Consider the following 25,356-nt stretch of genomic DNA (forward strand, 5'->3'; position numbering starts at 1 on the left):
GAGATCGGATCGCCCATGACCGCTCCGGGCCGCCGCCTCCACGCTGCCGTCCACCAGCACCAGCCCGGCGGTCCGCTCGGGGTGCAGCCGGGCGAAGGCCTCGACGTGGAAGCCCGCGAGCGAGTGCCCGACCACGGTGCAGCGTTCCCGCAGCCCGAGGCCGTCCAGCACCGCCCGGATCCGCCCGGCCTCGCCGGCCGCCGTCGGCGCGGGCCGCCCGGTGGCGGGCTCCCCGGCGCTCAGCCCGTAGCCGGGCCGGTCGAAGCGGACCACGGTGCGGTACGGGGTGAGGAAGGGGACGACCAGGTCCCAGTCGAACCAGCTGCTGCCGAGGCCGCCGGAGAGCAGGCAGACCGGGCCGCTGCCCTCGGTGCGGACGTGCAGCGGGACGCCGTCGACGCGCAGGAAGCGCGCCCGGTCGACGGCCTCCGGTCCGGCGGTGCTCATGTCGGCCTCCGTCCCGGGGACGGTTCGGTCGGTCGGCGCCGCCCCTCGTCCCCCTGGTTCACCTCGGCGTCCTCGGCGTCCTCGTCCGTACCGTCCGAGCGGGCGACGCCCAGGGCCAGCAGGCCGAGCCAGAGCGCGACCAGCAGCACCTGGAGCCGCTGCCCGGCCCCGAGCGCCCAGGTGCCGTGCCCGGCCTGGAAGGCGGCGATCGAGGCGAGGCTCCAGCCGGTGGCGAGCAGTTCGGCGCCCAGCAGCCAGGGCCCGAACCGGCGCACCGGCGGCCACCAGTGGTAGCGCCGGGCGGCCACGGTGAGCGAGACCAGCGCGGTGAGCGCCCCGGCCATGGCGAGGCTGCTGGTGACCGCGTGCGCGGTGTGGGTGGCGGGGACGAGCCCGGCGGTCTCCCGGGCGGCGCACATCTCGTCGCTGGTGGGGGCGCAGCTGAGCGGCAGCCGGGAGTCGGCGGCGGTCGCGGCGCCGAACAGGGCGAGCGCGGACCAGCCGGCCAGCGCCCAGCGCCGCCGCCGCGAGGCCCCGACCCGCCCGGTGGCGAGGGCGGTGCCGGCGGCGGCGAGCAGGCAGAGTCCGGCGGCCAGGTCGGTGGCCCGGAACAGGCCGCCCAGCGGCTGGTCCTCGGCGGCGAGTTCGCTGATGTACGCCTGCACCGGGTCGAGTCCGGTGCTCAGCACGACCTCCAGCACCCAGGCGGTGTACGCCACGGCGCTGAGCAGCAGCAGGGTGGCGACCGTCGTCCGCGCGGCGCGGTGGCCTGGCTGGGGGCGGGGCACCGTTCCACCCTAACCAGCGGCGAACTCCGGACCAACCGGAAGGAAAGGGGCGGATCGATCGGCCGCCGCCCGGGTCGTTCGCGGGTGCCCCGGGCACGACCCGGGGGCGGCTCGGCGACGGTTCGGTGATGGCTCGGTGATGGTTCGAGGCACCCCTCGGAACCGTGTATTGTTTTCCAGGTCAGCAGGCGCCGCTAGCTCAGTTGGTTAGAGCAGCTGACTCTTAATCAGCGGGTCCGGGGTTCGAGTCCCTGGCGGCGCACAGACATTTGGGGAGCCTCTCGCAGCAGCGAGGGGCTCCCCGATTTTTTGGCCTCCGACGTCCGTTTTGCGTGTGATGTCGGTCTCGATTGGCGATCCGCCGGAGCTATCCGGCCCGTTCTGCTCGTCCAGGGCAGTAAAACCGGAATCGGGACAAAGGTCCCCAACCGCCGATGTCCCCGTCCGTGCCGGGCTGCCTCGATGCGCCCGCAGGAAAGGCCGCGCTTTGTCCAGAAACGCCCAGGGCGGCCGTCGCACGCCGTCGATCAGTCTCCGGCCGGTCAAACGGCTCAAGCGCTCCGCCGGCCCGGCCGGCGGGTCCGGCGGGTCCGGCGGCAGGAAGCCGCGACGTCCGAAGCGCACCGGCTGGCGCCGGCTGATACCCACCTGGCGGATGACCCTGCTGGGCTTCGGCTCCGCGCTGCTGCTCGGCATCGGTCTGTTCGCCCTCGGGATCGCCCTGGTGAAGGTGCCGGACGCGCACGCCGCCGCCACCGCCCAGAGCAACACCTGGCTCTACGCGGACGGTTCGGTGCTCACCCGCACCGGCCAGACCAACCGGCAGAACGTCTCCCTGGACAAGGTCTCCCCCGCCGCCCAGCACGCCGCGCTGGCCGCCGAGGACCGGAACTTCTACAACGAGGGCGCGATCAACGTCCAGGGCCTGGCCCGGGCCGCGGTCAACACCGCCAAGGGCCAGGGCACCCAGGGCGGCTCCACCATCACCCAGCAGTACGTGAAGAACACGTACCTGAACCAGAAGCAGTCGGTCACCCGCAAGGTGAAGGAACTGTTCATCGCCATCAAGGTGGACGCCACCGAGAGCAAGAACGACATCCTCTCCGGCTACCTGAACACCTCCTACTACGGCCGCGGCGCCTACGGCATCCAGGCCGCCTCCCAGGCGTACTTCGGCATCGACGCGTCCGCCCTCGATCCCGCCCAGGGCGCCTACCTGGCCACCCTGCTGAACGCCCCGAGCGCCTACGACGTCGCCACCGCGACCGCGGCGGGCAAGCAGAACGCCGTCAACCGCTGGAACTACGTGCTCGACGGCATGGTCAAGGAGGGCTGGCTCTCCGCGGACGAGCGGGCCAGGACCGCCTTCCCGGAGGTCCGGGACCCCCAGCCGAACCCGGGCCTGTCCGGCCAGGCCGGCTACCTGGTCGACGCGGCCACCCAGTACCTCACCTCCAGCGGCGTGATCAACGAGACCGAGCTGGCCAAGGGCGGCTACACGATCAAGCTGAGCATCGACCCGGCCCGCCAGCAGGCCCTCCAGGACTCCGTCCAGGCCCAGCTGCACGACAGCCTGAACCCGGACAAGCGGAAGAAGGACGCGGCCGCCCAGGCCGGCGCCGCCTCGGTGGACCCGAAGACCGGCGCGGTCGTCGCCCTGTACGGCGGCGTCGACTACGTGAAGCACTACGTCGACAACGCCACCCGGCGCGACTACCAGGCCGGCTCGACCTTCAAGGCGATCGCGCTGGCCGCCGCCTTCGAGAACAACGCCAAGACCCAGGAGGGTCGCACCGTCACTCCGCGCACGGTCTACGACGGCACCAGCGGCCGGAAGGTCCGCGGCGGCAAGGGCACCCCGTACGCGCCGCCGAACGAGGGCGACAAGAGCTACGGCCAGATCACCCTCCAGCAGGCCACCGACTGGTCGGTCAACTCGGCGTTCGCGCAGCTCGCGCAGGACACCGGGCTCCAGAAGGTCAAGGACACCGCCGTCGCGATGGGCCTGCCCGGCAACACCCCGGGCCTCGACCCGGTGCCGTCCATCCCGCTGGGCGCGGCCACCCCGAGCGTGCTCGACATGGCGGGCGTGTACGCCACGCTGGACAACGGCGGCAAGCAGATCACCCCGTGGCTGGTGCAGTCGGTGGACCGCGAGGGCGAGAACGTCGCGCTGCCCGCGCACAAGACCACCCAGGCGATCAGCGAGGACACCGCCAACCAGGTCACCTCGATGCTCCAGGGCGTGGTGAGCGACCCGGGCGGCACCGGCTGGCGGGCCAAGGGCCTCGGCCGCCCGGTGGCGGGCAAGACCGGCACCACCGACGACCAGAAGTCGGTCTGGTTCGTGGGCTACACCCCCGAGCTGGTCACCTCGGTCGCCCTGTTCGGCCAGGACCCGGGCAACGGATCCCAGGTCAGCCTGAGCGGCGTCGGCGGCATCGACGGCGCGGCCGGCGGCCAGTTCCCGGCCCAGATCTGGACCAGCTACATGAAGTCCGCGCTCAAGGGCCAGCCGGTCAGCGACTTCGCCACTCCGGCCGGCGGCGACTCCTCGGGCGCCACCGACCTGCCGACCGCCCCGAGCACGCCGAGCAGCGCCCCGTCGACGGGCGCCCCCAGCGGCGCTCCGAGCACCGGCCCCACCACGGCGCCGGGCGACGGCTCGGGCTCGACCCCGTCGGGCGGCATCGACGGCGGCGCGACCACCGCGCCGACGGCCCCGCCGACCAGCCAGCCCACCACCCAGCCCACCCGGCCGCCCCGGCCCACCTCGAAGCCGACGCAGACCACCCAGCCGACCGCGCCCCCGACCAGCCAGCCGACCGGCCAGCCCACGGGCGGGACGGGCGGGACGGACGCGCTCACGGGGGCGGGCGCCTCGTCCCGGTCCGGGGGCTGACGGGGGTCCGATCACCCCGGCCCGTTCACTCGGCCCCGGCCGCCCGCTCTCAGCTGAGACCGGGCGGCCGGGGCCGAGTGATTTCGCCGCTGCGTACGGTGAAGGGCAGGACCGAATGACGGAATGGCGCCTTACCCGATCATTGGTATGACTGTCACAATGCGGCCGTGCACAGATCAACGGCCTCGCCCACCCTCCCTTCGGGCAGAACCCTCGGCCTCGGCCTCGCGCTCGTCTCCGCCTTCGCCTTCGGCGGCTCCGGCACCGCGGCCAAGCCGCTGATAGAGGCCGGACTCTCCCCCCTGCACGTGGTGTGGCTCCGCGTCACCGGGGCGGCGGTGGCACTCCTCCCGATCGCCTACCGGCACCGGGACGCCGTCCTGCGCCGCCCCGGCCTGCTGCTCGGCTTCGGCCTGCTCGCCGTGGCGGGCGTCCAGGCCTGCTACTTCGCGGCGATCTCCCGCATCCCGGTCGGCGTCGCCCTGCTCATCGAGTACCTCGGCCCGCCGCTGCTGATCGGCTACGTCAAGTTCGTCCAGCGCAAGCCGATCACCCGCGGCGCGGCCATCGGCGCCGGCGTCGCGGTGGCCGGGCTGGCCTGCGTGGTCGAGGTCTGGAACGGTCTGAGCTTCGACGCGCTGGGCGTGCTGTTCGCCCTCGGCGCGGCCTTCTGCCAGGTCGGCTACTTCGTGCTCGCCGACGCCGGCCGGCACGGCGACCGCCCGGTCGACCCGCTCGCCGTCAGCGCGTTCGGGCTGCTCGTCGGCGCGGTGCTGCTCACCGTCCTCACCCGGCCGTGGCAGGCCGACTGGAGCCGGCTCGGCGGGTCGGTGGTGATGAACGGGCACACCCTGCCCGCGTTCATCCCGGCCGCGTGGATGGTCCTGATCGCGACCGTGCTCGCCTACCTGACCGGGGTGATCTCGGTCGGCTACCTCTCGCCGCCGATCGCCGGGGTGGTCGCCAACCTGGAGGCCGTGGTCGCCACCGTGACGGCCTGGGTGCTGCTCGGCGAGCACCTCGGGGTGCCGCAGATCGCGGGCGGCCTGCTGGTGCTGACCGGCGCCTTCGCGGCGCAGGCGAGCAAGCCTGCGGAGGCGGGTTCGGGGACGGGTTCAGGGACGGGCTCGGGAACGGGATCGGGCTCGGGTTCAGACGCGGGGGCCGACGGCCCTGGAGCCGCCGGGCCCGGGGCCCCCGACCGGGTGGCCGCCGAACGCGGGATCAGCGGCCGGTCCAGCCGAACCAGTCGAGGTGACTGAGCGGCCACACGACGGCCGACACCGGGCCGACCACGTTGTCCACCGGCACGGCGCCGCCGCCCGGGCCGTGCTGGTGGTACCGGGAGTCCGCGGAGTCGCTGCGGTGGTCGCCCTCGACCCAGACGTAGCCCGAGGGCACCTTCACCGGCCCGAAGTCCAGCCCGGCGCAGGAGTCGTCCCCGGGGTGCAGGTACGGCTCGTCGACCTTCCGACCGTCGACGGTCAGCGTGGTGCCCTCGCACTGCACGGTCTGGCCGCCGGTCGCGATGACCCGCTTGACCAGGTAGTTGTCGTCCTTCGGCGGCACCAGGCCGACGAAGCTGAGCACCGAGCTCACGGCGTTGGTGACCGGGTTCGGGTCGGTCGGCTGCGGCGGCAGCCAGCCCCCCGGGTCCTTGAACACCACCGGCTGCCCCGGCTCCGGCTCCCAGCCGGTCAGCGGCGCCAGCTTGTTCACGCCGACCCGGTCGCCGATCCGCAGGGTGTTCTCCATCGAGCCGGACGGGATGGTGAACACCTGGAACAGGCAGGTCTTGATCAGCAGCGCGACCACCAGGCCGACCGCCGCCATCACCGGCAGCTCGATCCACCACGGCCGGGGACGCCGGCCCGCGCGGCGGTCCGTACGGCCGCGCGAACCGCGCGCCCGACGGCGGGCCTCGGCGCGGCCGCCGGACACCTCGTGGACGTTCGACGCGGAGCCGCTGGGGGCTCCGGCCCCGCTGGGCGTTTCGGGCAGGTTCACCGCCATCGTCGCTGCTCCACCTCTCCGGCTGGGGAAACCTGCACGCTACGCCAACCGTGGAGCCTGACGAAATCGGTCATTTAGCCGCCACCGACATCGCCGGGTGTCCCGGAGGAGCCCGGGGGGTCGCACCGGGGATCACCGGGGGTCACCTGGGAACGGCCGGGAGGGGCCGGGCACGACCGGGGCCCGCTGCCGGGGGTTCGCTCCGCCTCCGTCTCCGGGTGGGGTGCGGGCTCCGGGCGCGGGGGCCTCCGGCCGCCGGGCGTGCGGGCTCCGGGCGTGCGGGCTCCGGCCCGGTCAGGCGCGGGCGATGGCCTCGTGGTGGCGGATGACCTCGGCGATGATGAAGTTCAGGAACTTCTCCGCGAAGACCGGGTCCAGCTTCGCCCCCGCCGCCAGCTCCCGCAGCCGCTTGATCTGGTCCCGCTCGCGCGCCGGGTCGGCCGGCGGCAGCTTGTGCTCGGCCTTGAGCCGGCCGACCCGCTGGGTCGCCTTGAAGCGCTCGGCCAGCATGTGGACCACCGCGGCGTCGATGTTGTCGATGCTCTCGCGCAGGCTGGTCAGCTCGGCCCGTACGGCGTCGTCGATCCCCTGGGGCAGAGCGGCGTCGGGGGTCGTGGAGTGGTCCGTCATCGGGGCGGCTCCCGGTGTCTGGAGTGGGCGCCCGACCGTACGCCGGCCGGGCTCGGGCCCGGGCAAATCTAACAGGGCCCCCGCTCCGGCCCCGCACCGTCGAACAGAACCGTCCACGATCCGGACAGCGCCCCGGAGCCGCCCGCCGGCACCGCGCACCGCCTCCCCGCTGCGGCGTGACACGCCGGAGCGGGGAGGCCCCTGCCCGTAGGCTGGGGCACGCATGACCGGAAGTGACCGCTCGAACACTCTCCCTCAGCACTGGAGGAACCGCTCGTGGCAACCACCCGCACCGCCCGTACGGCCTGGGAGGGCAACCTCGTCGCCGGCCAGGGCCAGGTGACCTTCGAATCGTCCGGCATCGGCACGTACCCGGTGTCCTGGCCGTCCCGCGCCGAGCAGGCCAACGGCAAGACCAGCCCGGAGGAGCTCATCGCCGGCGCCCACTCGGCGTGCTTCTCGATGGCCCTCTCCCACGGCCTCACCGGCGCCGGCACCCCGCCCACCACGCTGGAGACCCAGGCCGACGTCACCTTCCAGCCGGGCGAGGGCATCACCGGCATCCACCTGACCGTCACCGGCACGGTGCCGGGCCTGGACGAGGCGGGCTTCGTCAAGGCCGCCGAGGACGCCAAGGCCAACTGCCCGGTCAGCCAGGCCCTGACCGGCACCACCATCACCCTCACCGCCAAGCTGGCCTGAACCGCTCCCCTCTTCTCCTCTTCTTCTTCACCGCGCCCCTCGGGGACCGGCCGGCGTCCGGCTCCCGGCCGGTGTCCGGCCCGCGGTCGGCGCGCGACCGGTCCGCGTCCGGCGCACGGTCGGCGCCCAGGGGCGCGGCTTCAGCGCACGCGCCCCTGGCGCACATCATGTGATGTGCACCGGGGGCGTCTGCACGTACCGCCATTCATGATCACAAAGCGGGCGAATCACCCTGGCGGCGGTCACCGCGTGTTGCCGTCGCGGCCTATGATCGGCCGCAGCGCCCTGTCCTTCAGGCGGGTCCCCGCGCACCGGCGCCCCACGACGGGCGGCCCCGCAGCGGACCGACTCCGAGGACCACGACAGAGTGCGGAGCCGACCGCCGGGTCCCGACTGGCCGGCCGGACATCGTCAAGCGTCAGCAGCGGACGGGAGCATGCCGTGCCGGGCCAGAACGAGGGGGCCGACGCACACCACCCGGGCGGGCGGCACGAGGAGTCACCGTGCCACCGCCACCTCGCCTCTCCGGTCCTGGAACCGGTCCTCGATCCGGCCCTTGAACCGACCCTGGGACCCACCGCCGGATCAGCCGTCGGACCTGTCGTCGGACCTGTCGTCGGATCGACCGGCGGAACGGGCGGCGGGCCCGTCTCCGGATCCGTCACCGGGCCGGCCGCGGGGCCCGTCACCTCCTTCACCGCCCGCGGGACGCTGACCGAGCCGGAGCCGCTGCTCTGCCCCACCTGCGCGGCCCCGCTCAGCGGCGACGCCCGCCGGGAGCGGGGGCTCACCCGTGGCAGCGGCCGGGAGAGCATCGACACCGACCGGCTGCTGGCGGCGCTGCGGGCCAGCGAGTCCCGGTTCCGGGCCGCCTTCTGCGACGCCGTCATCGGCATGGCCCTGATCGATGCCGAGGACCGGATCATCGAGGTCAACCCCGCCTTCGCCGCCCTGATCGGACAGGGCGTCGGCGACCTGGTCCGCACCCACCTGCACGAGATCATCGACCCGGAGGGCATGCCGGACCGGCTCTTCTCCGAACTCGTCCGCGGCGAGCGGGAACGGTTCCGCGTGGAGAAGCAGCTCAAGCACCGCGAGGGCCACACGGTCTGGAGCAAGGTCACCGTCTCGCTGATCCGGGACGGCGCCGGGGACCCCCTCTACACCCTCGCGCTGGTCGAGGACATCACCGAGCAGCGCCGACTCGGCGACCGGCTGGAGTACCAGGCCCTGCACGACCCGCTGACCCGGCTGCCCAACCGGACCTACTTCTTCGAGCGGCTCGACGCCGCCTGCCTCGCGCCGGCCGACCAGCCGGGCCCGGTCGGCGCCCCGGACGAACGCCGGGTCGGGGTCTGCTACCTGGACCTCGACGGCTTCGCGGCGATCAACGAGGCGCTCGGCCACCACATCGGCGACCAGCTGCTGATCGCCGTCGCCACCCGGCTGCGGCGCGGGTTCGACGGGCGCGACACCCACCTGGTGGCCCGGATGGGCGGCGACGAGTTCGCCGTACTGGTCACCGACAGCCTGGGCAGCGAGCAGCTGACCGAGCTGGCCGCCCGGATCCTGGAGGTGCTGGAACGTCCCTTCGACGTGGCCGGGCACCGGCTGGTGGTCACCGCCAGCGTCGGCGTGGTCGAACGGTCCGTGCACGAGACCACCTCGACCGACCTGGTCAAGGACGCCGACGCCACGCTCTACTGGTCCAAGGCCGACGGCCGCGCCCGCTGGACCCTCTACGACCCGGACCGCGGCGCCCACCAGCTCACCCGGCAGCTGCTCGCCACCGCGCTCCGCCCGGCCCTGGAACGCGGCGAGTTCGCGATCGAGTACCAGCCGCTGGTCGGCCTGGCCGACGGCACCGTGCACGGCGCGGAGGCGCTGGTCCGCTGGCGCCACCCCCGCTACGGGACGCTCTCCCCGGACCGCTTCATCCCGCTCGCCGAGGAGACCGGCGCGATCGTGCCGCTCGGGACCTGGGTACTGGAGGAGTCCTGCCGCCAGGCCCGACAGTGGCTCGCCGAGTTCCCCGAGACCGAGACCTTCGTGAGCGTCAACCTCGCCGCCCGCCAGATCTGGGACTCCGACATCGTCGCCGACGTCGCCCGGGCCCTCGAACGCACCGGCCTGCCGGCCCGGCTGCTCCAACTGGAGATCACCGAGAGCGCCCTGCTCGGCCCCGGCGGCCGGCCCCTCCAGGCCCTCCAGGCGCTCGCCGACATGGGCGTGCGGATCGCGATCGACGACTTCGGCACCGGCTACTCCAACCTGGCCTACCTCTCCCGGCTGCCGGTGCACGTGCTCAAACTCGACGGCACCTTCATCGAGGGCTTCCGCGAGCCCTCCCCGACGGACCGGCCCGGCCGCCCGGAACTCGGCTCCCGCCGCAGCGACGCGGACGAGCAGATCGTCGGCGCGATGGTGCAGCTCGCCCACACCCTCGGCCTGACCGTCACCGCCGAGGGCATCGAGAGCGCCGCCCAGGCCGAACGCCTGCGGCTGACCGGCTGCGACACCGCCCAGGGCTGGTACTTCGCCCGCCCCGGCGAGGCCGAACTCGTCGCGGCCATACTCCGCGACGGCCGCCCCGCCCTACAGGGCCGCTAGCCGCAGGGGCGGGCCGGAACAAGGTGGGGCCTCGGCCGGCGCCCGCCCAGGGCCGGTACTTCGCCCGCCCCCCAGCGAAGCCGAACCCGCCGCGGCCATACTCCGCGACGGCCGTCCCGCCCTACACGGCGAGGGCGGGTCGAGGCGGTCGGGGGCGAGGCGGTCGCAGTGAGCAACAGTCGCGGGCCGACGGCTCGGTCCGCCCGGCCCGCGGTGGTGTGGCCCACCACCGCGTGGCGCTCGGCCCGCGCCCCGGCCGGCCCGGGGCGCGGCGTCGGACCTCCCGGCGGCGGTCACGGCCGTGGCAGGACCGCGGGCCGCCAGTCCCGGCGGCCGGTCTCGCCACAGCCGTCAGGCCGCAGCCGTCACACCGTCGCCGTCAGGCCGTACGCCTCGGCGATCAGGCCGTACGAGCGGAGCCGGGCCTCGTGGCCGTGGATGTGCGACGTGACCATCAGCTCGTCCACGCCGGTCCGCTTGCGCAGGGCCTCCAGCCCGTCGGCGACCCGGCCCGGGTCGCCGAGCACGACGTTGTCGAGCCAGCTGTCGACGAAGTCGGCCTCGACCGGGCTGTACGGGTACTCCTCGGCCTCCTGCGGGGTAGGGATCGGGCCGGGGTTGCCGCGCCGCAGGCGGAGCATGCCGAGGGCCGCGGAGCGGGCGAGGCGCCGGGCCGAGGGCTCGTCGTCGGCGGCGACCGCGCTCACGCCGATCAGCGCGTACGGCTCGGCGAGCACGGCGGAGGGGCGGAAGGACGAGCGGTAGAGGTCCAGCGCCGGGACGGTGTTCGCGCTGCTGAAGTGGTGGGCGAAGGCGAACGGGAGGCCGAGGCGGCCCGCCAGCTGGGCGCTGAAGCCGGAGGAGCCGAGCAGCCAGACCGGCGGGCGGCCCTCGCCCTTGGGGACGGCCGTCAGCCGGGCGTACGGGTGGCCGTCCGGGAAGTCTCCGTCGAGGAAGTGGGTCAGCTCGGCGAGCTGCTGCGGGAAGTCGTCCGCGCCTTCGGCGAGGCCGCGGCGCAGCGCCCGGGCGGTGGCCTGGTCGGTGCCGGGGGCGCGGCCGAGTCCGAGGTCGATCCGCCCGGGGTGCAGGGCTTCCAGCAGGCCGAACTGCTCGGCGATGGCCAGCGGGGCGTGGTTGGGGAGCATGACGCCGCCGGAGCCGAGCCGCAGCGTGGTGGTGTTGGCCCCGAGGTGGGCGAGCAGGACGGCGGGGGTGGAGCTGGCCACTCCGGGCATGCCGTGGTGCTCGGCCACCCAGAAGCGGTGGTAGCCCCACTGTTCGGCCCGGCGGGCCAGTTCGGTGGTGGCGGCGAGGGCCTCGGCGGGCGTGTGGCCGACGCCGACCGTGGCCAGGTCGAGGATGGAGAGCGGGGCGGGTGCCGTTCCCCGGACGGTGCCCCGGATCGCCGTGTCGGCCGCCGGTTCGGCCCCGTGCTCCTGCTGGTCCTCGGTGGTCATCCCGTCCGCCCTCCTGGCTGCCGTCCTTGAGCCGGCCGTCGTGGCCGGCCGCGCGGGCCCGGGTGGTCCGCCGGTCGCTGTCGCCGACCGGGGTCAACCACGGCCGGGGGCTCGCTGTTCCCGCCTCGGGGATGTCGTCCGGCCACGGTCCGAGTGGGTTTCGGCCATTTCGCACGGGCGTCCGACCGACCGTTCGGCTGACGGAGAGCCAGTGGGCGAACACGGCTGGCGACTTCCCGCCAGCGCCGGAAGTCGCCAGCCCGGGCCCTCGCGACCGGGGGTCGGCGTCCGGCAGGCTTGGGCCCAGAGGCGGACCGCCGGAGCGGGATCCGCACTCCACCAGCAAGATCGTCGGGCTGGACCAGCACCGGACGATCACTGCGAGCCCTCGGCGCGGCACCCCGCCCCGGGGGCTCGTTCGGCTTCGGCGGCCCTCCGCCGCCCGGGCGCCCCTCACCCCGGCCGACCCGGACATACGGCCCGGACGCACGGCCCCGCCGCCTCGGGGCACAGCCGGAATCAGCACTCGTGATCCATGCCATACCGGGGTGCTTCATGGCATGAAAAGTCGAGGCGCTAGCGTTGACCCCTGCAGCCACCTGCTCCCCCGGGAGGCACGGAGGGAGTAAAGGGTCTTGAACTTCGTGGCCGCGATCGGATCCTCGTGGATCTGCGCGCTGGCGCTCGTCGCCGTGCTCGGGGACGCCCTCCTGCCGTTCATCCCCAGCGGGACGCTGGTCATCCTGGCCGTGCTCAAGACCTCGCAGATCAACGGCGCGCCCCTGATGCTCGGACTGGGCGTGGCGGTGGCCTCCTTCCTGGGCGACCTCCTGCTGCTGAACCTGGCCCGGCGCGGTGCCCCGGTGCTGCACCGCCGGCTCGCCCGGCGCCCGAAACTGGCGGCCAGCGTGACCCGGGTCCAGGAGGCCCTGATCGAACGCCCCCACGGAGCGGCCGCCGCGATGGTGGTGGTCGCGCGGTTCGTCCCGGCCGGCCGGACCGTCCTCGACCTGGCCATCGGCCACTCCCCCGCCCATCCGCACCGGTTCCTGCACTGGTCGGCACTGGCGGCACTGGTCTGGGCCGCCTACATCGTGACGCTGGGCTGGCTGAACAGCCACTGGTTCAACACCGCCTGGCTGAGCCTCGTGGTCTCCTGCGCGGCGGCCACCGCCATCAGCACCGCGATCGCACGCATGGTGCGCCGCACCCGGCGACTCGCCGCGCTCTGACGGCCCTCCGGGACGCCTCTCCCCCTTCTCTCCCTCCTTTCCCCTCCCGCCCGGCCCGCCCGGAGCGGCCCCATAGCGGGCTTCGGGCTGCCCGGCCCAGCAAGGGGCAAAAGTTTTCCCAAAAGGGCGACCAACCGGGCCGAACGCTGACGAACTCCGGCGGGGAGCGGACCGACCGGCGGTAGCGTACTGACCGGACCGCACGGGGCGGGAAGCGTCACAGGACGGCAACAGTCGAGGCATCCCCGCAGCCCAGCCGTATGCGCCCGGCGTGTTGAGAGTCGTCAGCGCTCGGCGACCTTGGTGACCGCTGCGGCGACATGACATGCTAACGGCGGAATATTCATCAATTGCCCGATTTGACCGGTGCGGCCGCGGGCCGCCCTCACCACCGGTATCGGCACCCAGGGGAGACCATGACCAGCATCTCGCGCAGGACGGTGCTCAGCGCAACCGCCGCGACCGCGGCCCTCGGCGCGGTCGCGGCCTGCTCCAGCGGCGGGTCCGGCTCGGGCCAGGGCTCCCCCTCCCCCGGCCCCGGCGGCGCGAGCACCACCCAGGGCGGCAGCGGCGACCCCACCCAGGCGGTGGTGCCCAAGGGCACCCCGATCGGCGACGGTTCCAACGCGGACACCGGCCCGCAGCCGAACCAGCCCAAGCCCGAGAAGCTCAAGCCGGGCGAGCGGCCGCCCCAGTTCGTGGTCTTCTCCTGGGACGGCGCCGGCGGCACCGAGGACGGCCAGTTCCCCCGCTTCCTGAAGCTGGCGGAGCAGCACAAGGCCACGATGACCTTCTTCCTCTCGGGCATCTACGCCCTGCCCAAGGGCAAGGCGGACCTCTACCACCCGCCGAAGCACTCGGTCGGCGCCTCCGACATCCCGTACCTGTCGGACGGCGCGGTGAAGAGCACGCTCAAGCTCGTCAGCCAGGCCTGGCTGGCCGGGCACGAGATCGGCACCCACTTCAACGGGCACTTCTGCTCCAGCCGTCCGGACAAGAACGGGGTCAACGTGTGGACCCCGGAGGACTGGCAGAGCGAGATCGACCAGGCGATCGGCTTCGTCACCCAGTGGCGGACCAACACCGGTTTCACCGATGTCGACCCGCTCCCCTTCGACTACAAGAAGGAGCTGATCGGCGGCCGCACCCCGTGCCTGGAGGGCCAGAAGGCGCTGCTGCCGACCATCGCCAAGCTGGGCTGGAAGTACGACGCCAGTTCCTCGGGCGGCCTGCAGATATGGCCGCAGAAGGTGCAGGACGGCAAGGTCTGGGACTTCCCGCTGCAGTCCATCCCGTTCCCCGGGCACACCTTCCAGGTCCTGTCGATGGACTACAACATCCTGGCCAACCAGTCCGCCGGCAGCACCAAGGGCGACCCGGCCAAGTACGGCGACTGGCGCACCCAGGCCACCAACTCCTACCTGGCGGGCTTCGAGCGCGCGTACAACGGCAACCGCGCGCCGTTCTTCGTCGGCAACCACTTCGAGCAGTGGAACGGCGGCATCTACATGGACGCCGTCGAGGAGACCCTCAAGACCATCGCGGGCAAGCCCGACGTCCGACTGGTCTCCTTCAAGCAGCTCGTCGAGTGGCTGGAGGTGCAGGACCAGTCCACCCTGCGCAAGCTGCGCTCGCTCAACGTCGGCCAGGCGCCGGCGGGCGGCTGGGAGAGCTTCCTCGGCACGGCGGGCTGACCCGCCGGGGAGCGGCGGGACGGGGCACCGGCGGCGGCCGGCGGGGGTGCGGGTCCCCGCCGGCCGTCGGCGTTCCGGTCTGCGTCCTGATCGGTTCCCGGTCGGCGCTCCGGGGCGGACCGGCTACCCGGCGGTGAGGGCGTCCGCGAGCAGGATGCGGACGATGCGGTCCGCCCCGGCCTCGCCCCAGAGGATCGAGTAGTGGTTGGTGTCCGGCACCGGCGAGGCCGGAACCCGCTCCGGGTCCAGTCCGGCCAGCCCGATCCGCTCGTGGTCGTAGAGGCCCTGCGGCTCGTCGAACAGGCCGCGCTCGGCCCAGATCAGGTCGGCCGGGCAGGGCAGCCGGTGCACGGCGGCGGCCGCGTCCTCGTCCAGCAGGACCTGGGCGCCGTCGGCCTGCACGGCCTCCAGCACGCAGGAGGAGCGCAGTTCGGGCTCCGCGCCGACCAGGTCGCGCTGGGTGTAGGCGTCGATCCCCTCGGTCCACTCGCCGGCGAAGGCGGGGTGCCCGCGCCAGAACTCCCGGTAGGCCTCCCGGTCCGGGAAGGTCGTGGACAGCCGGGCCAGCGCGGGGCCGAGCACCGCGGCCAGGGCGTCCTCCTCGCGGACGCCCTGCGGCAGCGGGAAGGTCACCGCCCCGTCGACCAGCAGGACGCGGCGGACCAGGTCGGGGTGCCGGACGGCGGCCAGGGCGGTGACCCAGGCCCCCATCGAGTGGCCGACCACCGTGACGGGCCCCGAGCCGAGCGCGCCGATCAGCGCGGCCACGTCATCGGCGTGCCGGGCCAGTCCGTACGGTCCGGTGACCGAGCGGCTGGCGCCGCGGCCCCGCAGGTCGGGCGCGAGCAGGGTGACCCGGCCGGCGAGCCGGCGGGCGACCTCGTACCAGGCGAGGCCGTTGGCGGTGATGCCGTGCACCGCCACGACCGTCGGGGCCTGCGGGTCCTCGGCGGGCCAGCGCAGGACGGCCAGGTCCCCACCGGGCACGGGGACGGTCAACTCCTCGGGCTTCAGCGGCGACTGGCTCACGCGGGGGTACCTCCGGTGGGGTGGGCGGTTCCGGGGCCGGCCGGCGCCGGGGCGGAACGGCCGGTGCGGGCGGATCGGATGCGGGCAGGCAGTCTAGCCAGGCCGCCGGGCAGCAGGTAGACCACGGCGACGAACAGGGCGCCCAGCAGGAACAGGGGTTGGGAGAGCGGCACGCGCAGCACCGCCGGAAGGTCGGCGACGGCCGACGAGTTGGCGAGGTCGCCGAGCCGGTGGCTCGCCCAGGTGTAGAGGACACCGCCGAGCAGCGGCCCCCAGCGGGTGCCGGAGCCGCCGAGGACGACCATGACCAGGAGCGCGAGCGTGGCGTCCGAGGTGGCGGCCTGCGGAGTGGCGCCACCGGTCAGCAGCAGGTAGACCACCCCGCCCAGCCCGGCGAGTCCGCCGGCCAGCACGAAGGCGACCAACTTGTAGCCGTACGGCCGCAGTCCGAGCACCTCGACCCGGCGTTCGTTCTCCTTGATGCCCTCCCAGACCCGGCCGATCGGGGACTTGACGGCCCAGTGGACCGCGGCGACCGTCAGCACCAGGTAGCCGACGGCGATCCAGTAGAGGTTGGCGGTGTTCTCGATCCCGAGCAGGCCGGAGGGCAGCAGGTCGGCCGGGGCGGACCGGCCCTCCTCGCCACCGGTGGCGCCACCGGGGTTGCGCTGGACGAGGATCGAGCCGGCCTGGGCGAAGGCGAGGGTGACCATGGAGAAGCCGATGCCGGTGACGCGCAGGCTGACCGAGCCGAGCAGCAGGGCCAGCAGGACGGAGCAGGAGACGCCGAACACCGCGGCGGCGGCGAACGGCAGTCGCAGCTCCAGCATGCCGAGGTCGGTGGCGTAGAGGCCGGTCGCGAAGTAGAGCGCGTGGCCGAAGGAGAGCAGTCCGGTCCGACCGAGCAGGAGGTCGTAACCGGTGGCGAGCCCGCCGTAGAGGAGGCACAGGGCGAGCAGTTGGAGGCTTCCGGGGCTGCCGAGCGGGCCGTCGAGCAGTCCCGGGACGGGAAGCGCACTGTATGGGGCGACAAGGAGCGTGATCAGCAGAGCGATCGGCCACCAGCGTAGCGCTCTGTGCACGCCAGTCCAGCGATTAGTGACTGGATCACCCGTTCGAGGGATGGCGCCGGACTCGGCCCTGTGTTCACAATGGGTCTCGGCAAGGCCGGTGTCAGTCCCCCTTGCCACAGTGGCGGTGTCGGTGGAGCTGGTGTCAGTCCCCTCTGCTGACATGGTGGTCACGGCAGGGCTGGTGTCAGTCCCCCCTGCCGGAGCGGCGGCGCTGCGGCCGGCCGCGGGGCCACCGGTGCTCGTGATCGGTGTTTCGGCGCTCACGCGAGCCTCCCGGTGAGTCCACGGGGTCGGACGAGAAGCAGCACGGCGAGCAGGACGACGACCGAGAGGTCGCCGAGCCCGGCGCCGGTGTAGTAGTTGGCGAACTGCTGGACGAGGCCGACGCCCACCGAGGCGACGGCGGCTCCGGTCACGGAGCCCATGCCGCCCATCACCACGACGACGAAGGCGAAGATGAGCAGGCCGGTCCCCTGGCCGGGATTGACCGAACCGAAGTAGAGGCCGCCGAGGGCGCCACCGAGGGCGGCGGCCGCCCCGCCGAGGGCGAAGACGAGGGTGAACGCCTTCCGGACGTCGATGCCGAGCGCCGTGACCATCGCCCGGTCCTCGACGCCGGCCCGGACGATCAGCCCGTAGCGGGTGCGGGCGAGGAACAACCGAAGAGCGAGCAGCAGCAGGGCGGCGGCGGCCACCAGCACGAAGCGGTTGACCGGGACGGTCGCCCCGAGCACGTGCCAGGTGCCGGACAGCAGCTCCGGCTGCGGGAAGGGGCGGGAGTCCGCGCCCCAGATCCCCATCAGCAGGGCGGGTACGGCGAGCCCGACCCCGACGGTGGCAAGGATCTGGTCGCGCGGCCGGTTGTAGAGCGGCCGGATCAGGAAGAGCTCCAGCAGGACGGCGGCGGCCGTTCCGACCAGGGTGCCGAACGGCACCGCGAGCCAGAAGGAGAGACCGGCCTCGGCACCGGCCCACCAGGTGGCGTAGGCGCCGATCGAGAGCAGGGCGCCGTGCGCGAAGTTGAGCACGTCCATCAGACCGAAGATCAGCGACAGACCGGAGGCGACCAGGAAGTACAGCGCACCGAGACCGAGTCCGGTACAGAAAAGGAGGACGACAGTGTCCATCAGGGCTTCACCTCGGCGGTGACGACAGGGGCGGCCGGGGAGGCGGCGGGCCGGGGCCCGCCGGCGAGCGGGTGACGTGAGCCGACGCCGAGCAGGCGGCGGGCGGCCTCCTCGTCGGCCAACAGCTCGGCGGTGTCTCCGCGGTGGGCGGTACGGCCGTCGGCCAGGACGGCGCAGGTGCCGGCCAGCCGGCGGACGAGGGCGAGGTTCTGCTCGACCAGGAGGACGGGCACGGCCTCGGCCGCACGCGCCAGCACCTCGGCCACCTCGGCGACGATCTTCGGGGCCAGGCCCTTGGTGGGCTCGTCGGCGATGATCAACCGGTTGCAGTTGAGCAGCGTCCGGCCGATCGCCACCATCTGCTGCTGGCCGCCGGAGAGCGTCCCGGCCAATTGCCCGGCCCGCTGCTTGAGTTCGGGGAAGAGCTCGTGGACGAGTGCGTAGTTGGGCTCACCGGCCTCGCCGCCACTCCCACTCCCGCTCGCGCTCCCGGCAGCGCGCTCGGCGAGGCGGAGGTTCTCGGCGACCGTGAGGCCGGCGAAGATCCCCCGGTCCTCGGGCGCGTAGCCGATGCCATGACGAACGACCAGATGCGTGGGAAGGGAGGAGAGTTCGGAGCCGGACAGCCGGATGCTTCCGGTGCGCGGCACCAGGCCCATGACGGCCTTGACGGTGGTGGTCTTCCCGGCGCCGTTGCGGCCGAGGAGCGCGGTCACCCCGACGGGGGCCACGTCGAAGTCGACGCCGTGCAGGATGTGCAGCCCGTCGATGACCACCCGCAGATCGCGGACGGAGAGGAGGGGTTCGGCAGCGGACGACGGCGAGGACGCGGACGACGGAGAGGAGGCGGAGCGCGCCGAAGGAGCGGGGCGCTGAGCGGAGAACGGAGAGGAGGTCACAACGCCTCACCCAGGTAGGCCTGTTGCACGGTCGGGTCGGCCATCACGGCCTCGGGGGTGTCCAGGGCGAGCAGCGTGCCGTGGTGCATCACCGCGAGCCGGTCGGCGAGGCCGAGCAGGACGTCCATGTGGTGCTCGACCATCAGGACGGTCCGGCCCAGGTCACGGTGCACGGAACGGATCAGCTCGGTGAGGGCGGGCACCTCCTCCGCGCTGACTCCGGCCATCGGCTCGTCCAGCAGGATCAGCCGGGGCTCCGAGACCAGCAGGACGGCCAGCTCCAGCTTGCGCTTCTCCCCGTGCGAGAGCGCACTGGCCAGGGTGTCCGCGCGGTGGGTGAGATCGGTGCGTTCCAGGGTGTCGGCCAGCTGCTGCTCGTAGCGTTCGGCGCGGCGCCAGAGCCGGTACGAGGCACCCGGCCCGGCCGCCGCCTGGGCGGCCAGGCGGACGTGATCGGCGACGGTCATCCCCGGCCAGAGGGAGGAGGTCTGGAAGGTGCGGCCGAGCCCGCGGCGGGCCCTGGCGTGCACCGTCTCGGCGGTGATGTCGGCGCCGTCGAGGTGGAGGCTGCCGTGGGTCGCCGGGTAGATGCCCGAGATCAGATTGAAGAGGGAGGTCTTGCCGGCGCCGTTGGGCCCGATGAAGGCGATGAACTCGCCTTCGCCGACCGAGAAGGAGACGTCCTCGACGATCGGCACGCCGCGGACGGCCCAGCCGAGCCCGTCCAGACGCAGCACCGGAGAGGAGGACGCGGAGGACCGCGCGGACGAGGTGGACGCGGCGGAGGCAGCCGAGGAGGCGGAAGGAGTCGACGTGGTGCGGGCGGGCATCGGGATCAGCCCGCCATCGGGGTGACCGGGGGTGCCGCCTCGTCCGCGGTCAGGGTCTTCTCCACCGAGGGCTTGGCGGCGGCACCGCTGCCGGTCAGCCGCACCTGGAACATCGGCTGGAGCAGGGCGTGGTCCTCGGCGCGGACCGTGGTCTTCCCCTTCACCCCGTCGAAGCTCCAGCCCTCCAGGGCCTTGACCAGGGCCGAGGTGTCGTCGGCGGAACCGTGGTTGGACTCGACGGCGTGCACGATCATCTGGGCGGCGGTGAAGCCGTCCGGGGTGAAGATGTCCGTCTTCCCTCCGGCGGCGGTGACGGCATCGGTCATGGCCTTCTCCACCGGGGTGCCGGCGGCGCCGTCGAAGTAGTGGTTCAGGAAGGAGATCTTCTCGGCGGCCGGGCCGAACAGCGGGTAGGAGGCGGCCAGGTCGAGGCCGGTCACGACCTTGGTGTCGGCGAACACGTCCTGCTGGTTGAGCGCCGTCCACAGGGCCGAGGCGGTGTCGCCGGCCCAGGCGACGAACAGCAGGTCGGGCTTGGCGGTCTTGGCCTGGGTGGCGAAGGGGGTGAGGTCGGTGGCGCTCGGCGGGGCGAGCACCTGGTCGACCGTCGCGCCCTCGGCACCGAGCAGCGCCTTCACGGCGGCCACGTTGGCCTGGCCGAAGGCGTTGTCCTGGGCGAGCACGGTGACCTTCTTGCCCTTGGCGTCACCGATGAACGAGGCCGCGGTCTTGATGTCCTGGTAGGACTGGCGGCCGGAACGGAAGGTGTACTTGTTCAGACCGGTGGCCTTGTCGGCGGCGGCCGGGCCGCTGATGAAGAGCACCTTGTTCTGGGCGGCGATCGGGCCGACCTGGAGGGCCACACCGGAGGCGGTGGAACCGGCCAGCACCTTGTAGCCCTTGCCGATCAGGTCCTTGGCGGCGGACACCGCCTTGGCCGGGTCGCCGGCGTCGTCCTGCTCCTCGAACTCGATCTTGTGCCCGTCGACCGCGCCGGTGCCCTTGGTCGCGTAGCTCAGGCCGGCCTTGAAGCCCTCCAGGTACTGCTTGCCGTAGGCGGCCAGCGGCCCGGTCTTGGAGTACACCAGGCCGACCTTGATCGGGCCCTTCGATCCACCGTCCGCCGCGCTCGTCCCGGCCGTACCGGCCTTGGCGCAGCCCGAGGCCAGCAGGACGCAGGCCGCGAGGGCGGCGAGCTTCCGGGCCGGGCCGCCGGTCAGGGAGTCGCCCAGGCGAACGCCGGAGGCGGTCCTGGAGGGGTTTGTCGAGCTGCGCATGGTGACCGACTCCTGAAGTGCGGCGGGTGGATGCGGGAACCGTAGGTGTGCGGTGGGAACGGCGACATGTGCCCGGTCGACGTATCAGCCGGTCGGGATGTGGATCTGGTCGACATACCGTCGGCCCGCCGCCGTCCCCCGGGCGCCCGGGTGTGGCCCGCCGACACGGCTCCGCGCCCACCCATGGGGGTGGCCGCCATGGCTGTGCCCACCCCTGCCCGGTGACGGTGGAGGGGCGCGGAGCCCGTCCGACGGCAGCCAACCCCAGCGGCGTGCCCGACCCCGGTCCGGCCCAGGCAGGACCCCAGCCCGGCCTGGTACGGCCACGGGCTCCGCGCGGCGGCCGAGCCCGCCGGCCGCCCCTCCCACCTGCCCGTCCCACCTGCCCCGGCCGCCGCACCACCCCGGCCGCGCTCCGCCCCTTCCTCTTCCACCCCCTCCGCCCACTCCCTCACGAGGTGACCCCTTGGACAAGGTCCTGGACTCCCCCGCCGACGCCGTCGGGGACGTTCCCGACGGCGCGGTGCTGGCCGTCGGCGGCTTCGGCCTCTGCGGCATCCCCAGCACGCTGATCGGCGCCCTGGTGGACTCCGGCGCCACCGGACTGCGGGTGGTCTCGAACAACTGCGGGGTGGACGACTGGGGGCTGGGCCTGCTGCTGCGGGCGGGCCGGATCGCCCGGATGACCTCCTCGTACGTCGGGGAGAACAAGGAGTTCGCCCGGCAGTACCTCTCCGGCGAGCTGGAGGTCGAGCTGACCCCGCAGGGCACGCTGGCCGAACGGCTCCGGGCGGGCGGCGCCGGCATCCCGGCGTTCTTCACCCCGGCCGGGGTCGGCACCCAGGTCGAGGAGGGCGGGCTGCCCTGGCGCTACGCGGCCGACGGCTCGGTGGCCCTGGCCTCCCCGCCGAAGGAGGTCCGGGAGTTCGGCGGCCGTCGCTACCTGCTGGAGGAGGCGATCACGGCGGACTTCGCGCTGGTCCGGGCCGAGGTGGCGGACCGGCACGGCAACTGCGTGTTCCACGCCGCCGCCCGGAACTTCAACCCGCTCTGCGCGGCGGCGGGCCGGATCACCCTGGTCGAGGCGGACCGGATCGTCGAACCGGGCGAGCTCCCTCCGGACGCGGTGCACCTGCCCGGGGTGTACGTCGACCGGGTGGTGACCGCCGACCCCGAGGACCGCCGCATCGAGCGCCGGACCGTCCGCCCCGCACTCCAGGAGGCCTGAGCCGATGCCCACCGAGACCGCAGTCCGCGCCACCACCACCGCCACCGCTCTCGATCCCCGCAACGCCCTGGCCGCCCGCGCCGCCCGCGAGTTGCGCGACGGCCAGTACGTGAACCTGGGCATCGGCCTGCCGACCCTGATCCCCAACCACCTCCCGCCGGGCGTCGAGGTGGTGCTCCACTCGGAGAACGGCATCCTCGGCGTCGGCCCGTACCCGGAGGAGGGCGCCGAGCACGCCGACCTGATCAACGCCGGGAAGGAGACGGTGACGGTCGCCGCCGGCGCCTCGTACTTCGACTCCGCCTTCTCCTTCGGCATGATCCGGGCCGGGCGGATCGACGTCTCGGTGCTCGGCGCGATGCAGGTCTCGGCCGCCGGGGACCTCGCCAACTGGATGATTCCCGGCAAGATGGTCAAGGGCATGGGCGGCGCGATGGACCTGGTGCACGGGGCCCGTCGGCTGATCGTGGTGATGGAGCACACCGCCCGGGACGGCTCGCCGAAGATCGTCGAGGAGCTGTCACTTCCCGCGACCGGCCGGGGAGTTGTGGACCGGATCGTCACCGACCTCGCGGTGGTCGACGTGACCCCGGAGGGGCTGCGGGTCGTGGAGACGGCGCCGGGCGTGGACTTCGCCGAGGTCCAGGCCGCGACCGGCGCGCCCCTGCTGCCCCCGCTCTGACCAGCCTGCCTGACCAGCCCGGCCGACCAGCCTGCCTGACCAGCCCGGCCCCGTACGGACGGCCGGATCGCCCCGAGGGGCGGTCCGGCCGTTCCGCTGCCCCCGCCGGCACACGACAGCGACCCCGCGAACGGCTCCACGGGCAACTCCGCAACAGCCCTCCACCACCACCGAGTTCCATGGACCGCCCGGGCCGGAGCGAATTCACCGCATTAGCACCAACGCCCGCCGGATCGGCCGGAAACCGTGGCATCTTCATGCCTGGGCGACGGCGATCTCCCGGACTGGTTGCGATCACCGTTGCGCTCAGGGAGAGTTGAGGCGGCCAAGGATCCCGACGTACCCGGAGGGGAAGCTGGAAAGTGCATCGGGATCCCGGATTCGAGGCCGCCGTACCGACGCACAACCGAACCGGTCGCACACGCCGAATCTGCCGGACGACCCGGGAACTGCCCGAGAACCGCAGTTCGCCGGGTCTCGTTCCAGCCGGTTCCGGCTGTTCCCAGCTGTTTCCAGCTGATTCCGGCCGGTTCCACCCTGTTCCACCCGGACGGCTCCGAGTCGAGGCAGACCCACGCAAGAGCCGAGCGAGCCGAGTGAACCGAGCGAGCCGCGCAAGGCGCGAACTCCGGGGGGAGCAGCTATGACCACGCCGCCGTTCTCACGACGCAAGGGCGTCGGAACGGCCCACGGGCGAGGCGCCGGGGAGTTGGACGAGGCCGCCCTGCGCGCCCTTCCCATACCCGAAGCCCCTTACGACTACGGCCACTTCAGCCGTCTCGCGGGCCCGGCGTACGACCCGGACGAGGACGACGACCTCGGCGGCGGCGTCTACTGGCCCGAACCGGTCGCACCGCACCCGCCCTCCCCCGGCGGACCGCACGCCCCCACCGCATACAGCCCCACCGCATACAGCCCCACCTCGTACGGCCCCGCCCCGACAGCCGCCCTGTACGAGCCGCCCCCCGCGGCCCCCTACCGCGTCCGGTACCGCAGCCTGCTGCGCCGCGAGCCGCACCGGATCCGCGCCGCGCTGCTGCTGATGGCCGCCCCCGTGGTGGAGGCGGTGCTGCTGGTCTGGCTGCTGCTGCCGGAGCACTGGCCCGAGCGGCTGGACGAGACGAACTCCCTGGTGCTGCTCGGCGACAAGGTGATGATCGGCATCATCGCCGTCGTCGAGGTGTTCCGGCTGGTCAACGTCGTCTCCAACACCCACGCCACGCTGGTCGCCCGCGACCCGGTCCCGGTGACGCCGGAGCCCGGCACCCGGGTCGCCTTCCTCACCACCTGCGTGCCGGGCAAGGAGCCGCCGGAGATGGTCCGGGCCACGCTGACGGCGGCGCGGGCCGTCCGGCACAACGGACCGTACGACGTCTGGTTGTTGGACGAGGGAAACGATCCTGCAATGCGGGAGCTCTGCGCCGAGCTGGGCGTGCGCCACTTCACCCGCGCCGGCCGGCCGCACTGGAACCGGCCGAAGGGCCGGTTCCGCGCCGGGACCAAGCACGGCAACTACAACGCCTGGCTCCAGGCCCACGGCGACGACTACGAGTTCTGGGTGTCCGTGGACACCGACCACGTTCCGCTGCCGGACTTCTGCGAGCGGATGCTCGGCTACTTCCGCGACCCCGACGTGGCATTCGTGGTCGGCCCCCAGGTGTACGGGAACTACCGCAGCTCGGGATCGGCCGTCACCAAATTCTCCGAGAGCCAGCAGTACCTCTTCCACGCCCTCATCCAACGCGCCGGAAACCGTTACGGCGCGCCCATGTTCGTGGGCACCAACAACGCCGTCAGAATCAGCGCTCTCCAGTCGATCGGCGGGTTGTACGACTCCATCACCGAGGACATGGCGACCGGTCTGGAGTTCCACCGGAGCCGGAACCCGGAGACCGGAGAACGCTGGAAGTCCGTGTACACCCCGGACGTGCTCGCGGTCGGCGAAGGCCCGTCCTCCTGGACCGACTTCTTCTCCCAGCAACTGCGCTGGAGCCGCGGCACCTACGAGACCCTGTTCACCCAGTACTGGCGGGTGCTGTGGCGGCTGTCGCCCGGCCGGCTGCTCAACTACTCGCTGATGGTGGGCTTCTACCCGATGGCGGCGCTCACCTGGCTGCTCGGCGGCCTGTCCAGCGTGCTCTACCTGGGCTTCGGCGCCTCCGGCGTGCACGTCTCCTCGGAGATCTGGATGATGCTCTACAGCGACGCCGCCGCGCTCCAGCTCCTGCTCTACACCTGGAACCGCAAGCACAACGTGAGCCCGCACGAGCCGGCCGGCTCCTCCGGGGTCGCGGGCATGGTGATGTCGGCGCTCTGCGGTCCGGTCTACGCGGCCTCGCTGCTCCAGGCGCTGGTCCGCCGCCGCAGCCGCTTCGTGGTGACGCCCAAGGGCAGTTCGGCCAGCACCGACCGGCTCGGCACCTTCCGCTTCCACCTGTTCTGGACGCTGGTGTTCGGGGGCGCGATCGCCGCCTCCTACGTCACCGGCTACGACCACGTCGCGATGCGCACCTGGGCCTGGATCGCCCTGCTGCTCACCCTCCTGCCGGTCCTGATCAGCGCCGGCGACGCCGTACGCCGCCGCCGGACCCGCCCGACCGCCACCCTCACCGTCACCGGCGACCCGACGGCGGCCCCGCAGGTCGTCCTGGAGAAGCGCCGCCCGCGCCACGCCCGCGACCCCCGAGCCGTCCGGACCGCCGGACCGGCGCAGCCCGCACCTCCCGCCCCCCGCCC

20 protein-coding genes and 1 tRNA gene are annotated in these 25,356 nt (G+C 73.2%); 10 read left to right on the top strand and 11 right to left on the bottom strand.

Annotated elements, in window-relative coordinates; all coding sequences use genetic code 11:
- Positions 1 to 447 (bottom strand): alpha/beta fold hydrolase (locus AE652_RS03825; RefSeq protein WP_049649674.1); only part of this gene is annotated, 447 nt, incomplete at its 3' end.
- Positions 444 to 1,235, bottom strand: a complete 792-nt coding sequence (locus AE652_RS03830; protein ID WP_082345204.1) for a DUF998 domain-containing protein — start codon at positions 1,233 to 1,235, stop codon at positions 444 to 446. The genes AE652_RS03830 and AE652_RS03825, both read right to left, overlap by 4 nt.
- A gap of 188 nt (positions 1,236 to 1,423) precedes the next feature.
- On the opposite strand from AE652_RS03830, the gene AE652_RS03835 reads away from it, so the two are divergent.
- The 3 genes from AE652_RS03835 (at position 1,424) to AE652_RS03845 (ending at position 5,399) form a co-directional block, all read left to right on the top strand.
- A tRNA-Lys gene (locus AE652_RS03835) sits at positions 1,424 to 1,497 on the top strand.
- A gap of 393 nt (positions 1,498 to 1,890) precedes the next feature.
- Complete coding sequence (locus AE652_RS03840; RefSeq protein ID WP_159028343.1) at positions 1,891 to 4,137, top strand: transglycosylase domain-containing protein; 2,247 nt, start codon at positions 1,891 to 1,893, stop codon at positions 4,135 to 4,137.
- Between the two features lie 167 nt (positions 4,138 to 4,304).
- Positions 4,305 to 5,399 (top strand): DMT family transporter, encoded by a 1,095-nt coding sequence (locus AE652_RS03845; RefSeq protein WP_049649675.1) that lies wholly within the window; start codon positions 4,305 to 4,307, stop codon positions 5,397 to 5,399.
- Here AE652_RS03845 and lepB read toward each other — a convergent pair.
- Both lepB and AE652_RS03855 read right to left on the bottom strand, forming a co-directional pair.
- Positions 5,362 to 6,150 carry a signal peptidase I gene (gene lepB, locus AE652_RS03850; RefSeq protein ID WP_063780047.1) on the bottom strand — a complete coding sequence of 263 codons (789 nt, stop codon included), beginning with the start codon at positions 6,148 to 6,150 and terminating at the stop codon, positions 5,362 to 5,364. The two genes, AE652_RS03845 and lepB, sit on opposite strands and share 38 nt — an antisense overlap.
- 294 nt (positions 6,151 to 6,444) lie before the next feature.
- Complete coding sequence (locus AE652_RS03855) at positions 6,445 to 6,780, bottom strand: chorismate mutase (protein WP_049649676.1); 336 nt, start codon at positions 6,778 to 6,780, stop codon at positions 6,445 to 6,447.
- Between the two features lie 276 nt (positions 6,781 to 7,056).
- Between AE652_RS03855 and AE652_RS03860 the strand changes: the two genes are divergently transcribed.
- Both AE652_RS03860 and AE652_RS03865 read left to right on the top strand, forming a co-directional pair.
- The gene (locus AE652_RS03860) at positions 7,057 to 7,482 is read left to right on the top strand and encodes an OsmC family protein (RefSeq protein WP_049649677.1); all 426 of its coding nucleotides are present in this window, start codon (positions 7,057 to 7,059) and stop codon (positions 7,480 to 7,482) included.
- Between the two features lie 441 nt (positions 7,483 to 7,923).
- A complete protein-coding gene (locus AE652_RS03865; protein WP_234348216.1) occupies positions 7,924 to 10,092 on the top strand; it encodes a bifunctional diguanylate cyclase/phosphodiesterase in 2,169 nt (722 codons plus the stop codon).
- Between the two features lie 365 nt (positions 10,093 to 10,457).
- Here the strand turns inward: AE652_RS03865 and AE652_RS03870 are convergent, their stop codons facing one another.
- A complete protein-coding gene (locus AE652_RS03870; protein WP_049649678.1) occupies positions 10,458 to 11,549 on the bottom strand; it encodes an LLM class flavin-dependent oxidoreductase in 1,092 nt (363 codons plus the stop codon).
- A 644-nt stretch (positions 11,550 to 12,193) separates the two neighbouring features.
- Here AE652_RS03870 and AE652_RS03875 point away from each other — a divergent pair.
- Positions 12,194 to 12,781, top strand: a complete 588-nt coding sequence (locus AE652_RS03875) for a DedA family protein (RefSeq protein WP_234348218.1) — start codon at positions 12,194 to 12,196, stop codon at positions 12,779 to 12,781.
- A gap of 416 nt (positions 12,782 to 13,197) precedes the next feature.
- Positions 13,198 to 14,475: a lipoprotein gene (locus AE652_RS03880; RefSeq protein ID WP_049649680.1), complete on the top strand. Its 1,278-nt coding sequence runs from the start codon at positions 13,198 to 13,200 to the stop codon at positions 14,473 to 14,475.
- A gap of 123 nt (positions 14,476 to 14,598) precedes the next feature.
- On the opposite strand, the gene AE652_RS03885 is transcribed toward AE652_RS03880, so the two are convergent.
- The 6 genes from AE652_RS03885 to AE652_RS03910 form a co-directional block, all read right to left on the bottom strand.
- A complete protein-coding gene (locus tag AE652_RS03885) occupies positions 14,599 to 15,504 on the bottom strand; it encodes an alpha/beta fold hydrolase (protein ID WP_049649681.1) in 906 nt (301 codons plus the stop codon).
- Positions 15,501 to 16,628: a branched-chain amino acid ABC transporter permease gene (locus tag AE652_RS03890; RefSeq protein WP_049649689.1), complete on the bottom strand. Its 1,128-nt coding sequence runs from the start codon at positions 16,626 to 16,628 to the stop codon at positions 15,501 to 15,503. The genes AE652_RS03885 and AE652_RS03890 overlap by 4 nt, the downstream gene beginning before the upstream one ends.
- Positions 16,629 to 16,837: 209 nt before the next feature.
- On the bottom strand, positions 16,838 to 17,704 hold the full coding sequence (locus AE652_RS03895) for a branched-chain amino acid ABC transporter permease (RefSeq protein ID WP_049649682.1): 867 nt from the start codon (positions 17,702 to 17,704) through the stop codon (positions 16,838 to 16,840).
- The gene (locus tag AE652_RS03900) at positions 17,704 to 18,480 is read right to left on the bottom strand and encodes an ABC transporter ATP-binding protein (protein WP_234348217.1); all 777 of its coding nucleotides are present in this window, start codon (positions 18,478 to 18,480) and stop codon (positions 17,704 to 17,706) included. The genes AE652_RS03895 and AE652_RS03900 overlap by 1 nt, the downstream gene beginning before the upstream one ends.
- Before the next feature lie 119 nt (positions 18,481 to 18,599).
- The gene (locus AE652_RS03905; RefSeq protein ID WP_049649683.1) at positions 18,600 to 19,340 is read right to left on the bottom strand and encodes an ABC transporter ATP-binding protein; all 741 of its coding nucleotides are present in this window, start codon (positions 19,338 to 19,340) and stop codon (positions 18,600 to 18,602) included.
- Between the two features lie 98 nt (positions 19,341 to 19,438).
- Complete coding sequence (locus AE652_RS03910) at positions 19,439 to 20,710, bottom strand: substrate-binding domain-containing protein (protein WP_082345208.1); 1,272 nt, start codon at positions 20,708 to 20,710, stop codon at positions 19,439 to 19,441.
- Between the two features lie 466 nt (positions 20,711 to 21,176).
- On the opposite strand from AE652_RS03910, the gene AE652_RS03915 reads away from it, so the two are divergent.
- The 3 genes from AE652_RS03915 to AE652_RS03925 form a co-directional block, all read left to right on the top strand.
- Positions 21,177 to 21,938 (top strand): CoA transferase subunit A, encoded by a 762-nt coding sequence (locus tag AE652_RS03915; RefSeq protein WP_049649684.1) that lies wholly within the window; start codon positions 21,177 to 21,179, stop codon positions 21,936 to 21,938.
- A 4-nt stretch (positions 21,939 to 21,942) separates the two neighbouring features.
- Complete coding sequence (locus AE652_RS03920) at positions 21,943 to 22,620, top strand: 3-oxoacid CoA-transferase subunit B (RefSeq protein ID WP_082345209.1); 678 nt, start codon at positions 21,943 to 21,945, stop codon at positions 22,618 to 22,620.
- A 643-nt stretch (positions 22,621 to 23,263) separates the two neighbouring features.
- On the top strand, positions 23,264 to 25,356 hold a 2,093-nt coding region (locus AE652_RS03925), incomplete at its 3' end, for a glycosyltransferase family 2 protein (RefSeq protein ID WP_082345212.1).

It is taken from the genome of Kitasatospora sp. MY 5-36 (assembly GCF_001182915.1).
Classification (GTDB): domain Bacteria; phylum Actinomycetota; class Actinomycetes; order Streptomycetales; family Streptomycetaceae; genus Kitasatospora.